Origin of the sequence: Akkermansia sp. JRP_AM1, assembly GCF_049262625.1 — a bacterium.
Classification (GTDB): domain Bacteria; phylum Verrucomicrobiota; class Verrucomicrobiia; order Verrucomicrobiales; family Akkermansiaceae; genus Akkermansia; species Akkermansia massiliensis.
In genome coordinates this window covers 2,503,055-2,517,728 of record NZ_CP118234.1, presented here as the reverse complement: position 1 = coordinate 2,517,728, position 14,674 = coordinate 2,503,055, and the positions used below count along the sequence as shown (strand labels likewise).

The 14,674-nt window shown below is 60.0% G+C and carries 16 protein-coding genes and 1 tRNA gene; 13 read left to right on the top strand and 4 right to left on the bottom strand.

Annotated features, from left to right (window positions below):
* Positions 1–51 precede the first annotated feature (51 nt).
* The 11 genes from PVA48_RS12065 (at position 52) to PVA48_RS12015 (ending at position 9,823) form a co-directional block, all read left to right on the top strand.
* Positions 52–315, top strand: a complete 264-nt coding sequence (locus tag PVA48_RS12065) for a sirohydrochlorin cobaltochelatase (RefSeq protein WP_423231811.1) — start codon at positions 52–54, stop codon at positions 313–315.
* A gap of 1 nt (position 316) precedes the next feature.
* Positions 317–1,024, top strand: coding sequence for a precorrin-2 C(20)-methyltransferase (cobI, locus tag PVA48_RS12060; protein ID WP_102721490.1), 708 nt, complete (start codon positions 317–319; stop codon positions 1,022–1,024).
* Positions 1,021–2,259: a hypothetical protein gene (locus tag PVA48_RS12055; RefSeq protein WP_102728065.1), complete on the top strand. Its 1,239-nt coding sequence runs from the start codon at positions 1,021–1,023 to the stop codon at positions 2,257–2,259. Before cobI ends, PVA48_RS12055 begins: the two co-directional genes overlap by 4 nt.
* A 6-nt stretch (positions 2,260–2,265) precedes the next feature.
* Entirely contained in the window at positions 2,266–2,928 is a 663-nt protein-coding gene (locus PVA48_RS12050; protein WP_102728064.1) for a precorrin-8X methylmutase, read from the top strand.
* 33 nt (positions 2,929–2,961) lie between these two features.
* Positions 2,962–3,927: a cobalt-precorrin-5B (C(1))-methyltransferase CbiD gene (cbiD, locus tag PVA48_RS12045; RefSeq protein WP_423231810.1), complete on the top strand. Its 966-nt coding sequence runs from the start codon at positions 2,962–2,964 to the stop codon at positions 3,925–3,927.
* A gap of 139 nt (positions 3,928–4,066) precedes the next feature.
* The gene (locus tag PVA48_RS12040; protein WP_423231809.1) at positions 4,067–4,765 is read left to right on the top strand and encodes an SAM-dependent methyltransferase; all 699 of its coding nucleotides are present in this window, start codon (positions 4,067–4,069) and stop codon (positions 4,763–4,765) included.
* Positions 4,672–5,283 (top strand): precorrin-6Y C5,15-methyltransferase (decarboxylating) subunit CbiT, encoded by a 612-nt coding sequence (gene cbiT, locus PVA48_RS12035; protein WP_423231808.1) that lies wholly within the window; start codon positions 4,672–4,674, stop codon positions 5,281–5,283. Before PVA48_RS12040 ends, cbiT begins: the two co-directional genes overlap by 94 nt.
* Positions 5,280–6,767 (top strand): precorrin-4 C(11)-methyltransferase, encoded by a 1,488-nt coding sequence (gene cobM, locus PVA48_RS12030; protein ID WP_423231807.1) that lies wholly within the window; start codon positions 5,280–5,282, stop codon positions 6,765–6,767. The genes cbiT and cobM overlap by 4 nt, the downstream gene beginning before the upstream one ends.
* Positions 6,755–7,726: a cobalamin biosynthesis protein gene (locus PVA48_RS12025; protein ID WP_423231806.1), complete on the top strand. Its 972-nt coding sequence runs from the start codon at positions 6,755–6,757 to the stop codon at positions 7,724–7,726. Before cobM ends, PVA48_RS12025 begins: the two co-directional genes overlap by 13 nt.
* Complete coding sequence (locus PVA48_RS12020; RefSeq protein ID WP_423231805.1) at positions 7,723–7,896, top strand: hypothetical protein; 174 nt, start codon at positions 7,723–7,725, stop codon at positions 7,894–7,896. Before PVA48_RS12025 ends, PVA48_RS12020 begins: the two co-directional genes overlap by 4 nt.
* Before the next feature lie 43 nt (positions 7,897–7,939).
* On the top strand, positions 7,940–9,823 hold the full coding sequence (locus PVA48_RS12015; protein ID WP_102721484.1) for a cobyrinate a,c-diamide synthase: 1,884 nt from the start codon (positions 7,940–7,942) through the stop codon (positions 9,821–9,823).
* A gap of 60 nt (positions 9,824–9,883) precedes the next feature.
* On the opposite strand, the gene cobO is transcribed toward PVA48_RS12015, so the two are convergent.
* The gene (gene cobO, locus PVA48_RS12010) at positions 9,884–10,411 is read right to left on the bottom strand and encodes a cob(I)yrinic acid a,c-diamide adenosyltransferase (RefSeq protein ID WP_180971792.1); all 528 of its coding nucleotides are present in this window, start codon (positions 10,409–10,411) and stop codon (positions 9,884–9,886) included.
* A gap of 241 nt (positions 10,412–10,652) precedes the next feature.
* Between cobO and PVA48_RS12005 the strand changes: the two genes are divergently transcribed.
* Positions 10,653–10,740 (top strand) — tRNA-Ser (locus PVA48_RS12005).
* Between the two features lie 209 nt (positions 10,741–10,949).
* Here PVA48_RS12005 and PVA48_RS12000 read toward each other — a convergent pair.
* The 3 genes from PVA48_RS12000 to PVA48_RS11990 all read right to left on the bottom strand — a co-directional run bounded on the left by PVA48_RS12000 (position 10,950) and on the right by PVA48_RS11990 (position 14,096).
* The gene (locus PVA48_RS12000; RefSeq protein WP_423231804.1) at positions 10,950–13,334 is read right to left on the bottom strand and encodes a glycosyltransferase family 10 domain-containing protein; all 2,385 of its coding nucleotides are present in this window, start codon (positions 13,332–13,334) and stop codon (positions 10,950–10,952) included.
* Positions 13,304–13,765 carry a hypothetical protein gene (locus PVA48_RS11995; RefSeq protein WP_309557173.1) on the bottom strand — a complete coding sequence of 154 codons (462 nt, stop codon included), beginning with the start codon at positions 13,763–13,765 and terminating at the stop codon, positions 13,304–13,306. The genes PVA48_RS12000 and PVA48_RS11995 overlap by 31 nt, the downstream gene beginning before the upstream one ends.
* Positions 13,766–13,835: 70 nt before the next feature.
* Positions 13,836–14,096: a hypothetical protein gene (locus PVA48_RS11990; protein ID WP_102749440.1), complete on the bottom strand. Its 261-nt coding sequence runs from the start codon at positions 14,094–14,096 to the stop codon at positions 13,836–13,838.
* A 124-nt stretch (positions 14,097–14,220) separates the two neighbouring features.
* Between PVA48_RS11990 and PVA48_RS11985 the strand changes: the two genes are divergently transcribed.
* Positions 14,221–14,631 (top strand): hypothetical protein, encoded by a 411-nt coding sequence (locus PVA48_RS11985; protein WP_418390835.1) that lies wholly within the window; start codon positions 14,221–14,223, stop codon positions 14,629–14,631.
* Positions 14,632–14,674: the final 43 nt, after the last annotated feature.

Here is a 14,674-nt window from a genome sequence, read left to right as displayed (position 1 = left end):
GAACGACCGCGACAGCCTGGCGTTTTTCGCCACCGTGGAAGGAACGCGGGGGTGGCCCCCATTCTGGAACAGCTTAAAAAGTCCGGCGCCAAGACCGTCTGGCTGGCCCCCTTCATGCTGGTGGCCGGAGACCACGCCAAGAACGACCTGGGCGGGGATGAGGAGGATTCCTGGGCTTCCATGCTCAGGAAGGAGGGCTTCACCGTCAAGACCCACCTGCGTGGGCTGGGGGAAAACCCGGGCATCCGCGCCGTTTTCTCCCGCCATGCCCGGACCACGGAGGACGACCTCATGACCCCCAAACAAGCGCATTGACATGGCCAGCCCTGGAAAGTTCTACGGGGTGGGCATCGGCCCCGGAAATCCGGAATACCTCACGCTCAAGGCCGTCAACGTCTTCCGCTCCGTGGACGTGGTGTTTACGGTGACCGGACCCAACAGCGATTTCAGCATTTCCGAAGCGGTGGTGCGTTCCGTGGGCGGCGTGAAGGCGGAGTTCCGCAAGCTGGTTTTCAGCATGTCCCGCGACGCGAGAACCAGGCAGGAGCAGATTGAAAAGAATACGGCCATTATTGAGGGAGTTCTTTCCCGCGGCCTGGACTGCGCCTTTGCCACGCTGGGAGACGCCATGACCTACAGCACCTTCGGCTATATTCTGAGCCTCCTGCTCAGCCGGAATCCCGGCCTGCACGCGGAAGTGGTGCCGGGCGTCACCTCCTTCTGCACCCTGGCGGCCCGCAGCCGCCAAATACTGGTGGAAAACGGGGAACGGCTCCGGGTCATTCCCGCCTTCAAGCCGGAGATGGCGGATTCCCTGGAGTTCCCGCCCGGAACCACCACCGTTCTCATGAAGACCTACCGCAGCCGCGCGCGCCTGATGGAGCGCATCCGGCGGGAAAAGGACATCCGCGTCATTTACGGGGAAAGGCTCGGCATGCCCGACGAGTTTATTACGGACGACATCGACGTCATTGACGCAAGGCCGGAAGAATACCTTTCCCTGATGTTCGTCAAGAAGGCATGAACCGCACCAGGCACTCCCGCACCTATCCCTGGCGCCGGCCCCTCCGCTGGCTCTGGCTGGCGCTGGCCCTGGCAGCCTCCGGAGTCATGGTGGTCCACATGCCCGCCGGCATGGGCGCCGGGGGATCGGGAAAAGCCCGCACAGCCATGAAGCCTGCCGGGGAATCCACCCGGGAAACGCAGGCGGGAGGGGAAAAGACGGAAGCCGCCGCTTCCAGCCCTGCCCCGCCGCCCAAAAAGAGCCATCATTCCCGGAACACCCAGGTTCCGGAGACAGGCGCGGGAAAAATTCTGGCGCGCCTTCCCCAGATTGGCAGCCTGATCGGCCTGGTGGCCGTGGCGGCCTTCATCGGCGGCATTGCTGAAATCTTCCGCTGGCATCTTGCCCTGGGCAAGCTGTTCGGCGGACTGGCCCGCTGGGCCCACCTGCCGGAAATCATCAGCCTGTCCATCCCCACGGCGCTTTATTCCAATGCCGCCGCCAACGGCATGCTGGTGAGCAGCCACGCAAAAGGCAAAATTACTCATTCCAACCTGATTGCGGGCGGCATGGTGAACAGCTACCTTTCCTACGTCTCCCACTCCCTGCGGGTGGCGTATCCGGTCATCGGCGCGGTGGGGCTGCCCGCCATCTGCTACTTCGGGTGGCAGATGGGCTTCGGCTTCCTGTTCATAGCGGCCGTGCTGTTCCTCCACCGCAGGAAGAGCCCCGCCGCCGTGCCGGATTCCGGGAATGCCGGCGCCGTGGCCGCCGCGGAGCACGCCTCCCCGGAATGGCGCACATCCCTGCGCCAGACGTGCCTGCGGGTGCTGGCGCTTGTTTTCCGGATGCTCTGCCTGACGGTCCCCCTGATGATCGGCGTGGAATGGCTGATGAAAAACGGCCTGTTTTCCTGGTGGGAGGAACATGTGCCAGACTGGGTGAACCGCATTTTTCCCGCGGAGCTCATGAGCATCGTCGCCGCGCAGATGGGCGGCCTGGTCCAGGCCGCAGGGGTGGCCGCCAACCTCCGCAGCCACGGCATGGTCACCTCCTCCCAGATTCTGCTGGCCATGCTGGTAGCCAGCGCCATCGGCAACCCCATCCGCGCCCTGCGGCGCAACCTTCCCTCCGCCATGGGCATCTTCCCCACGCGGGATGCCCTGACCATCGTGGTGGTCATGCAGCTTTCCCGCATGATCGGGGCCATCCTTCTTATTGCCCTGACGGGACTTTTCATCCACTATACCCACTGACTTCTCATGACCTCTGAATTTAACATCCGCTGGGACATGCCCCCCGCCGCCATTGAGGCGGAAAGCTTTGCCGCCATTGAACGAGAGTTCCACGGCTGGGAAGAGCTGCCGCCTGCCGAATGGAAGGTCATGCGGCGGCTCATCCACACCACGGCGGACCTTTCCATCGGCGAGGGGCTGGCGTTCCGCCATGATCCCATTCCCTCCGCCCTGGAGGCGCTCCGCAGGCACTGCCCCATCTTTTGCGATTCCAACATGATCCGCGCCGGACTTTCCGTGGAACGGCTGAGGCGCGCCCATCCCGGCTACGCACGGGAGGACATCCACTGCCATATTTCCGATGCCGACATTGCGGAACAGGCCAAATCCACAGGCAGGACGCGCGCCATCTGCGCCGCGGAAAAAGCGCGCCCCATCCTGGACGGAGCCATCGTCCTCATCGGGAACGCTCCCCTTTCCCTGGCCCGCATCGCCCGGTACGCGCTGGAGGAAGGCATCAGGCCCGCCCTGATCGTAGGCATGCCGGTGGGCTTCGTCAACGTCGTGGAATCCAAGCTGCTGACCGGGACGTGCCCCGTCCCGCAGATTGTCCTGGACGGGCGGCGCGGCGGGAGCGCCCTGGCCGTGACCACCCTGCACGCCATTCTGGAAAACCTGCCCGCCTCCTAAGTTTTCCGCATTCCAAAAAGCCGTCCCCCATCCATGTCCGCCCCCCTCCGCCAGCCGCTCCGGAAAGGATTTTCCACAGGAGCCAATGCCGCCGCCGCCATCACGGCCGCATGGAAAACGCTGAACGGGGAAGAAATCAACGGACCGCTTCCCCTGCTTTTCCCGGACGGGGAGACGAGAACGCTTCCGCTGGCAGACTGCGCGCCGGGGTTCGCCCGCATCGTCAAGGACGGAGGGGACGACCCGGACTGCACCCATGGAGCCGTGCTGGAAGCGCGCGTAAGCGCAGCCGTGCCGGAGCAGGCCGCCCGGGAAGATTATCTCCTGCCCATTGGCCGGGCCCTCCTCATCCTGCGCTCCGGCGGAGGCATAGGCCTGTGCACGCTGCCGGGCCTGGACTGCGAGCAGCACAAATGGGCCATCAACCACGGACCGCGGCGCATGATTACGGACAATCTGGCACGCGCCGGCATGCGGGAAGGGTGCTGGCTGGCGGAAATTTCCGTGCGGGACGGGGAAAAGCTCGCCGGGAAAACGCTCAATCCCCTGCTTGGCGTGGTGGGGGGCATCTCCATTCTGGGCACCAGCGGCATCGTTCGCCCGTACAGCCATGAAGCCTACATCGCCACCATCCGCATCTGCGTGCGCTCTACCCGGCTTTCCGGCTTCAGGAAGGCCGTGTTCTGCACCGGGGGCCGCACCGCCGCGCTGGCGAAGACCCTCCTGCCGGAATACCCCTCCATTTCCTTCATCTGCATTGGGGATTTCATTGCGGAAAGCCTCCAGAGCGCAGGTGAACAGGGCATGACGGAAGCCGTAGTGGCCTGCATGCCGGGCAAGCTCTGCAAGTACGCCGCCGGATTTGCCAACACCCACGCCCACAAGGTGGCCCAGGACATGCCGCTCTTTCTCCGCACGGCGGAACGCCATGCGCCGCTTTCCGGGAAGCGCGCCGGGGCATCCTGGCCTGTTCTTCCGTCCGCCAGGCGCTCTCCCTGACGCCGGAAGAGGCCCACCTTTCCATTTACCGCGACCTCGCCGCGGAAGCGCAGCGCCAGTTCCAGCGCCACGTGCCCGGCCTTCCCGTCCGTTTCCTGATTTCCGGCTTTTCCGGCAACCTCCTTCTCGACATACCTCCATGCCACCCCTGACTGTTTTTTCCTGCGGCACAGGCCCGCTTCAACCGTCCCCGGCCCTGCTTGGCAAACTGGCAGAGGCACAGAGCATTTACGCCTCCTCCGCCCTGCTGGAAGCCTGTCCCCCTTCCGACGCCCGGCGCATCCCCATCGGCAAAAACGCGCGGGAACAGGCGCGGGAAGCCCTGGAAGAAGCACGGCACGGCAACAACGTAGTGGTGCTGGCCTCCGGAGACGCCCTGTTCCACGGCATGGGCGGCACGCTCCAATCCCTGGCTTGTGACGGAGACCGGCTGGAATTCATCCCCGCCCCCACGTCCTTCCAGGCCCTGTTCCACCGCCTGGGCATGGCGTGGGACCGCGCACGCTGCTTCAGCGCGCACAGCACGGAATATATTCCGTGGGGGAAATTCTGGCCCAGCCGCTCGCCGTCATCTACGGAGGCCATCCCTTCACCGCCTGCCGCCTGGCCGCGGCGGCCATGGAGTTCCATCCGTCAGCGGCGGGGCGTTCCGCCGTGGCGGCCCAATGCCTGGGAATGGCTGACGAGCGCATTCTGCAAGGAACCCTGGCGGAGCTGGCCAGGGAGGAATGCTCCCCTACTTCCATGCTCCTGCTGCTGCCGGACAACCGCCCCGGAGCCGCGCCCGTCCTGCCTCTGGGACTGCCCGCGGATTTTTATGAAAAGGAGAACAACCTGATTACGGCGGAGGAAGTGAGGGCGGTCATCCTGTCCAAGCTGCGCCTTCCGGCCTGGGGGGTGCTGTGGGACGTGGGAGCCGGGAGCGGCTCCATCGGCCTGGAAGCCGCCGCCCTGCGCCCCGGACTTTCCGTGTACGGGCTGGAACGGCAGGCTGGCCGCCTGGAACTGATGCGCCGGAATTGCCGGCGCCTGGGCTGCGTGAATTACACCTGCATGCAGGGAGAAGCGCCGGAGGCCCTGGACGCGTTGCCCAAGCCCGACCGCATTTTCACGGGAGGAGGGGGCGCCGGGCTGGAATCCATCATGCAGGCCTGTTTTGACGCCCTGAACCCCGGCGGCCTTCTGGTAGCCTCCGCCGTAACCACGGAAAGCGAGCACCTGCTTTACGGCTGGAACGCCGCCGCACGCACGGGGATGTTCTCCCTGGACATCGCCTCCGAATCTCCCATTGCCGGAACCTACCACCATCTGCGGCACGGCAACCGCATCACCCTTTTCACCTATTCCCGCGCATGAATACCGCCCGTTTTCCCATCCATTTCATAGGAGCCGGCCCCGGAGCCGAAGACCTGATTACCGAACGAGGCGCCGCCCTCCTGAAGGAGGCCGACGTAGTCGTGTATGCCGGGTCCCTGGTCAACCCGGCGCACCTCAAGCGCTGCCGCCCGGAGGCGGAACTTCATGACAGCGCCAGAATGAACCTGAAGGAACAGGTGGAAGTGATGGCCCGGGGCGTGCTGGAAGGGAAAAAAGTGGTGCGCCTCCACACGGGGGACCCCTCCATGTACGGAGCCGTCGCGGAGCAATTCGACCTGCTTGACAAGAAGGGCATTGAATCCATCGTGGTGCCGGGAGTCAGCAGCGTTTTTGCGGCGGCGGCGGCCCTGCGCACGGAACTGACCTATCCGGGACTCGCCCAGAGCCTGGTGCTGACGCGCACCCCGGGAAGAACGCCCATGCCCTCCGGGGAGGCCTGCGAGGCCTTTGCCAAGACGGGCGCCACGCTGGCGTTCTTCCTCAGCGCGGGCAAGCTGGACGAACTGGCCGCACGGCTGGTCTCCGCCGGGAAATCCCCCGATACGGCGGCGGCGGTGGTGTACCGCGCCACCTGGCCGGATGAAAAAATCATCCGCGGCACGCTGTCCACCATTGCGGCGGAAACGGCGCGGGCGGGCATCGGCAGGCAGGCCCTCATCCTGGTGGGTGACGCCATCGGCGCGCACGACTGCGGGCAGTCCCTGCTCTATCACGGCCAATTCAGCCACGGCTACCGGAATGAGAAGGAAGACGAACGGTTCGACGGAAGCTGCGCGTTTTACGCTTTCACGGAAAAAGGAGTCCGCAAGGCGCAGGAGATTTCCCAGTCCCTGGGGAAAACCGTTATCCATTCCGTAGGCAGGGCCGGGGAAACGGAAGGTGTCAAGCGGGTTCCCCCGGAGGACTTCGACCCGTTGCTTGCCCGGCAGTGGAACCTGTTTGACGCGCACGTTTTCATCGGGGCCACGGGAATTGCCGTCAGGAAAACGGCTCCCCTGCTCCGGGACAAGGCCACGGACCCGGCGGTAGTTTGCTGTTCGGAGTCCGGCTCCCACCTCATTCCCCTGCTTTCCGGCCACCTGGGCGGCGGCAACCGCCTGGCGCGCAGGCTGGCCCGCATCAGCGGCGGGGAGGCCGTCATCACCACCGCCACGGACACGCGGGGAATCACCGCCTTTGACGAAGCGGCAGCCAGGGAAAAGGCCTGCGTTCTCAACCCGGACGCCATCAAAACCCTGAATGCGGCCCTGCTTGCCGGAGACACCGTATCTTTTCACGGTCCGCAGGAAATCCACGAACGGTACTGGCGGGACTGTCCCCAGGTCATTCCGGCGCGGGCGGATGGAGCGGAAGCCGCGGAAAAACCGTACGTTCCCGCCGTCTATTGGGATGAAGAGCCCCCGGAATCTGCGGGGGAGCTGCCGCCCTGCTTATTCAGTCATCCTCCTTCGTGCTTGGAATAGGCTGCAAAAAAGGAACGGAACCCGGGCTGCTGCAGCAATACGCGGAAGGCTTTCTTGCCCGGCAGGGAATCTCCCGGTCCCGTATCAAAGCCCTTGCCTCCTGCACGCTCAAGGAGCAGGAACCGGCCATCCTGGCCCTGGCCGCAACATGGAATGTGCCTTTCCATGTCTTTGAGCCAGCCGAGCTGGACGCGGTGGAAATTCCCACGCCGTCAGACGCCGTCTTTGAAAAAACGGGGACTCATTCCGTTTCCGAGGCTTCCGCCATTCTGGCCTCCGGGGGTAAAATCAGCACTCCTAAAACCGTTTGCGGCGGGAACGTCACGCTGGCCCTGGCAACGTGCCCTCACGGCAGCCGGAACAAGGCCCGTCAAGGAGCCGGAAATGTCATCGTCATCGGGCTGGGGTCCGGGTCTCCGGGCCAGCTTACGCCGGAAGCGGCGGCAGCCATGGAGCAATGCACCTGCATAGCCGGCTACACCAAATACCTGGATTTCATCCGGGAACGCATCCACGGAAAAAAGATGATCCAGACCGGGATGATGGGGGAAGTGCCGCGGTGCACGGCCGCGCTGGAAGCGGCTCTGAACGGGGAAAATGTCTGCATGGTCTGCTCCGGTGACCCGGGCATCCTGGCCATGGCCGGGCTGCTCTACGAAATGAGGAAGGAAAACGAACGCTTTTCCCCGGTCCGCATTGAAGTGCTCCCGGGAATTACGGCGGCCAGCATTTCCGCCTCCGCGCTGGGGGCGCCCCTCCAGAACGGCTTCTGCCTGCTCAGCCTGTCCGACCTGCTGGTCCCTGCGGAGGAAATCCGTGCCAACCTGGAGCAAAGCGCCGGAACGGCGCTGCCCGTGGTCCTTTACAACCCCGCCGGACGCAAACGCCGCCATCTGCTGGAGGAGGCCCTGCGCATCTTCCGGAACCAACGCGGGGGAAAACCCTCTGCGCCTACGTGAAGCACGCGGGGCGCCCGGCCCAACGGAAATGGGTGGGGACGCTGGACGAATTCCCGCTGGAGGACGTGGACATGTCCACGCTGGTGCTTCTGGGAGGCCCCCGGACCATCAGGGACGGAGACGTCCTTTTTGAACGGAGAGGCTACGCCGACAAGTACGGAATATCCTGACCTGATCCGGAAAGACAGCATCCGCAGAATTTGCCTGTTTCCCATGAATAAGCCTTTTCACGCCTTCTGCATCGCCTCCACCCAGTCCGGGGGAGGCAAAACCACGGTATCCCTCGCCCTGATGGCGGCGCTCTCCGCCCGGGGATTACGCGTGCAGGCCTTCAAGTGCGGCCCGGACTACATTGACCCCTCCTTCCACCGGCAGGCGACGGGATTGCCTTCCTTCAATCTGGATACGTGGATGATGGGGAAAAACGGAGTCCGTTCCCAATGGGCACGGCACGCCTCCTGCGCGGACATCGCCATCTGCGAGGGAGTCATGGGCCTCTTTGACGCCAGAACGCCTGAAAGCCTGGAAGGAAGCACGGCGGACTGCGCCCTCACGCTCGGCCTGCCCGTCCTGCTGGTGGTTCAGGCGCGCGGCATGGCGGGGTCCATTGCCGCCGTCGTCCGCGGCTTCTCCCAGCACCATCCCGGCCTGAACATAGCGGGAGTTATTGCCAACGGCGTGGGAAGCGCCGCGCACGCGGACCTTCTGCGCCGGGCGCTGGACCACCACAGGATGCCGCCGCTGGTGGCGGCGTTCCCCAAAAACGCGGAATGGACGCTCCCGGAACGGCAGCTGGGCCTGGTTCCCGCGGAAGAGGAAGCCCGGCAGCAATCCTGGTTCCTCCGGCTGGCGGCAGAGGCAGAAAAGCGCGTCAACTGGGAACTGCTGATGAACATCACGGAACGCAGACGTCCGGAACCGCTGAAAGTTCCCCTGCCGCCCGCCCCTCCCCGCGGGATTCTGGCCGTAGCCCGGGATAATGCCTTCTGTTTTTACTACGGGGACAACCTGGAACGGCTGAAGCAAACGGGCTGGGACATCACCTGCTTTTCTCCGCTGGAAGACACCGCCCTTCCGGAAGGAACCCAGGCCCTCTACCTGGGGGGCGGCTATCCGGAAACCTTCGCGGGCCGTCTGGAAAGCAATGAGGCCATGCGGAACGCCATCCTGGAATTTGCCAAGAACGGCGGAGAAATCTTTGCCGAATGCGGGGGATACATGTACCTTTGCAAGGAACTGGCGCTTCCGGACGGGACAAGCAGGAACATGTGCGGAGTCATTGACGGAACGGCCCGGATGGGGGAAAAGCTCCGTTCCCTGGGATACCGGGAAGCCGTGATGGAAACGGGAGCCCCGTTCGGGCTGCCTTTCACCCGCATCCGCGGCCATGAATTCCATTGGTCCCGAATTGAACTGAACCGGCCCTACCCGCCCCTTTACACAGTGACGGACAAGAATGGAAACAAGAGCCGGGAAGGAGTGGCGGATGGGAACGTGAAGGCCGGCTACATCCACCTGTACTGGGGAACGGAAACCCCGGACCACCCGCAGGAGCCTCAGCCGGGGCTGGGGCGCGTCATCCTGCTCAACGGAGCCTCCAGCGCGGGGAAAAGCACGCTGGCCCGGACCCTGCACCGCCTCATGGAGGAGGACTCCATGATTTTTTCCATGGACGATTATCTGGCCATGAGCCGGGGAAGGCATGAAAACGCCCTGGACGCCGTCCGGGAAACCGGGCTCCCCTTCATCGAGTCCTTCCACGCCGCCATTGCAGAGGCCGCGCGGAAAGGCGCCCTGGTCATCGTGGACCACGTCATCGGCGAATCCCGCGCCTGGGTTCAAGACCTCCTGAACCGCCTGAGCGGCATTCCCCGCGCCCTCATCAAAGTGGACTGCCGGGAGGACATCCTGCTGGAACGCGAGCGGAACCGTACCGACCGGACTCCGGACCCGGCCCATGCGGAGCGCCAATACGGATGCATTCACCAGAATTTCCCGCATGACTTCTCCATAGACACATCGGAAGCGACGCCCCGGGAATGCGCCCAGAAACTCATGGAACAACTTCCACCGGAATTCAGGGCGACGCAGGAATGAAGAGAGGAATGGCCGACGGCGGAGAACAGGTTTACCTGAGAGTTTTCAGAAGAGAATATCTTAAAACTCAACATTCCTCTGAGCCTTGATTCCCTGCTGAAAGGCATGCCTGACGCATTCAATCCGGCTCACGGTATCGGCCACGGCGATCATTTCCTCCGGAGCATCCCGGCCTGTCAGGACAACGACCTTTCCGGGGGTAATTTTTTTCAAAGCATCCACGACTTCCGCAACGGAAATGAAGCCGTAATTCAGGGGGTAAAAAATCTCGTCCAGAATCACGGTTCCCACGGACTCATCCGCCAGCTTCTCCCGGGCCACCCTCCACCCGTCCCGAGCGGCGGAAGCGTGGCGTTCACGGGACTCTTCATCCCTGGCGCGGCCCGTAAATCCGGCCCCGGAACACACCACCTCCGCATTCGGAAACTGCCGGAGAGCCACCACCTCCCCATAGGAACCGTCGTGCTTGATAAACTGAATTACGGCCACTTTCCCACCATGCCCCAACGCGCGCAGGGCCATGCCGAAGGCGGAAGTCGTCTTTCCCTTGCCGGGCCCGGTCAGGACAAGAATGCGGGAGCCTTTCATGCCCGGCATTATACAGCCCCTGAGAGTAATACCCAACCCAAATTCCCCTTGATTCCCGGCGTAAAATGCACTACCGGGCTCCGCATTCCCCTGCTGGTCAGGGAGAAAGCATCTCCACCGGCAGCACAAAATTTCATGAAGCACAGGCACTCATGCCATCTCCGCAAACCTGCGGGCAGACGTGAATAGGACTTTACAGAACCGCCCTCCTCACGGTAGCTTATGCCCGCGCTTGTTGCATGGAGAGATGGCAGAGCGGTTTAATGCAGCGGTCTTGAAAACCGCCGTGGGGCAACCCACCGTGGGTTCGAATCCCACTCTCTCCGCCAGTTTTCAGATTTTAAGATGAGTAAAACCCTTGGTTTCTCAAGGTTTTTCGTTTCCAGGCTGTAGTGTTCTGTGCTGTGGCATGAATCTCCTGTATATCTTTTCAAAAGGGACCTATATACTTAGTAACAAGTAAATAACTCTAATTTTTATCTATCTTCCATGATCCATGCGTTCAGATCGATATATTCCGGTGGGGCGGATTTTCCTTTCAAGTCGTCAAAACAGCAATCCGCCATGCGCTTGAATATTTCCGGATATTGCTGAATGAAGTTTTTTGCACTCTTGCATTCATCTTTTTCCCCCAACCGCAGGGGGGCGAGAAATTGTAAATGATCTGGAGAGAATCAAGGAGATTCCGGAGATTGTTTTCCACTTGTTCCGGGTTACTGTTGCTTACATGGAAAGCGTACGCACAAGTATCGATTCCTTGCGCCCGGTTTTCCTTAAGCAGCAACGACGGATTGACCCGGAGACGTTTTTCTTGAGGACAGTTTTCCTCTGTATGCCGGCTTTCCCGGCCGACGTTCCACGGCATTCCAAGAATTCCCGTCCGGACGGAAGGATAGCGTTTTTTAATGCATGAAGCGAGAAGAAGGCAGGCAACGGCTTCTTCCGCCCTCCCTGCCAGGAGAATGCGCTTCGCATGCGGGGTGGCGGCGAGAAATTCAAGGATATCCCGTTTCATGTTGTCCAAATGGTCTTCCAGGTTCCAGGAAGAATAACGGATACGAACGACGGGACGCCCCGTTGAATGCAGCCACGGTTTTTCCGGGGCGCCGCAGAGAGCAATGACATATTCATCCGCAATAGAAGAGTCCGGCGCCATGAATGAATAGGAAGAGAACCAGTAATTACCGTCTTCTCTGCGAAGAAAGGTTTCCTTTCCCCAGTAATCCCAGCCTATGACGAGTTTTTTGTCCGAGTATTCAAGGATTTCGCCTCCATCGTTGCAATTTAAACGCTTTCCCCTGTTTCCCGTGATGCACAAGCCATCCGTCCAATCCTGCTGGCGCAAATGAATAAGGGAGGAGGCATGGGGAGGAGATTGAAGGAAGGCGGCTTCTTCCTTCTTCCGTAAACGGTAGGCGCCTTCTTCCATTTTCGTAAAGGTTTCCACGCCCCATTTATCCCATTTCAATGTGATTTCCACTCCGGTCAGAGACAGCACGTCGGCTTCATCCCGAGGGCCGTCCAGGCGCATGGCCCGTCCATTGCTGATTTTCATGCATCCTTTCCAGTCAGAATGGATGATGTCCACGAGGTGTTCATCATTTCCGGCATCTGTAGAAGCACCGTTCTGCATTTTCCGGAATTCCTCGGAAACAGTACCTCCCCGCATGATGGAAGCATTGCTTTTTTGCATAATCAGATGGCTGTGAATTCCCCGCTTTTTCAGATAGGGAGCTATGTCAGCACACCCGTGTTCCAGCATGACGGTCTGGAATAGCTGATCTTCCGCAAAGCCAAATTGATAGAATCCCGTTTGCCTTAAACAACGGTACATGGCTTCCTTCATAGCCGCGCGGTCGGTTTCCCAAGCCAGCAGATCCTCCATGACCCGCCGCGACATGACTTGAGCCGGCCCCAGGGCCAGCAGGAAGGATTTTTCCAGATAAGGGTATCCTTCATGCCGTTTCAGCCACAGGCCCTCCCCACGGTGGCAGCTTGAATAACCATCGGGCAACAGGGCATGAAAATCGGCAACATGCCGGAAGTAGTCCGGGTCATAGAAGTCATCATCGTCAATCTTGGCAAAAAGGTCATAGGATGAAATATCCAGGCCACGGACGGTATCCATAAAGTTGGTAAGCTGGTTTCTGTTAGGGCAGAGGCGCAGCGTCACTCTTCCGGCATCGATGAACGGCTGCACATGGGGAAGCAGAATCCTGCGGGCCGTTTCAGCCGAAACTCCCTTAACTGCTGCAAATACATGCAGATGTGGATAGCTCTGGTTCATCATGCAGAGAATCTGGCGAAGGAGGTCTTCCACCCGCTTGTATGATGCAATGCATGCCGCCATATTGAATGGCCGTCCAAGTGGCCGTTTTTGAGAAGGAGAAACTGTTTCCGAAACCGTCCATGGTTTCCCATCGTCATACCGCGGCATAAAAACTCCCCCGTGAAGCAACGGTTCGTCCTTTCCCTCCATGGAGGCAGGCTGCCGCCCGGCTTTTCCCTCCCTGAAAATTTTCTTGAAAAACAAGGCAGCTTCATCCAGCAGGCCATCCACGCCAATCTGTCCCTCGTCAAACAAGGGGCCCTTGAAGTAGGAGAGGTATTCGTCAACATTCCTGTCCAGGTGCTCCACATACCGGACCAGTTCCGCATGATTGCGAAAATCACGAGCATTGATGAACCGCCCGGGGTTGAATTCGCGGCAGGCATCCGGTGCTCCCCAGTAGACGGGCAGGCTTCCGGCAGCAAAAGCATCCGTCAGTTTTTGCGTTATGTAACCGGGGGAAGCATAGTTTTCAAACGCTATGGTGAATTTGTACCGGGAGCAGAATTCGACTTTGTCTTTAACGATCATGCCCGTGTTGTTCAGAAGCTGGCCGGAACTGTCTACGTATTTGTATTGGGAAAGAGTTTCCAAAAAACGGACGGCCTCCCGGAATTCTCCCCGGAATAGACGAAATTACAGAATTTTTCATGCCGATTGAGAATATCCCCTGGAACGGAGGAGTATTGTTCAATGTGACCCGTCCTGCGGATATAGTCGGCGTTTAACCACGCAGGAAAACGAAAATGACGGTCCCCGGAAAGCGTTCCATCTCTCAGGCTTGTCAGGGAATAGCATCCTTCCTTCCAGCGCGGCAAAACAGGTTCTTCCGTATAAAACAGACGAGGACCTTTAAAGGAACGTGCGGCATTTCCAAAGATTGAATAAATCAGCAAGTCGGCACGGGCCAGGTCATCCACAAAAACAGCGCCCAAACGTTCTTTCAAGATCAGGCCCAGAATGTGGTTTTGCGGTTTGAACCCGGATTCAAAGTCGGTAAAAGCTACGCAAACGGGAGAGTCCATCCGAGTGGCGTGAGATAAGAGTTTTTCCGAGAAAACATGCGATTTCCTGTCCAACCGGCATCAAACGGAACTAGTCCAGGCGGAGATGCGCATACGGGCTTTTTGCCTCCTGCAATAACGGCAGAATACGAGAGAGAAAGCACTCCTGCAGAGCCGGATTTTGAGAAAGAGGGATGACTTCATCGTCATGAAATTCCCGGATGACATTTTTGTATTTAGCCGCTTTCATGAAGTGCATCCAGCAGGCATCAGGATAAGGGGTCACCTGCGGATGAGCGGTTATATCCACTTCGTAAAGCGCCGCAATTCCAAAGCGGGGCAAGTTGTTCATGCCGCAGATGAGGGAGTCGCCACCGCCATTTACCGGCCGAGGACCATAAATCATCAATCTTTGCTGATGAACCAGGGTATTGTGCCCCCCGGATGGAGACGCAATCCTCCGGACCGGATATCATTTGAAAGGCCGCTTCCAGTTCCCGGGTAAAATAAATTTGGTCAGCGTCTATTTTAGAAACGCAAAACAGCTGCCCTTCATAAAGACGGCGAATGAATTCCATGCCGAAATTCAAGTAGGTGTCAATTCTGTTTTCCCGGGGAAGGCTCCTCAAGTCATCCACGGAATGAGGAGGAACGACATGATGCGGATAATGAAGAAAGCTGACCCGGCATTGACAAGCGTGGCAAAGGTGATGTTCCCATTCCTTGACCAGATCAATGCTGCGGTCATCCATATCCGCCCAGAGCACCACAACGTGGTCCAGAACGGGAGCTACGCTCAACGAACATGGGATAACTGCGTTTTCTTCATTGAGAACACGGAGAAAACCTATCCGTTTCATGTTTTCGGCCAATTTTGTTTTTTGTGATTGGCATTCCATTTTTTTGATTAGGGATTTTTAATTATTGAGG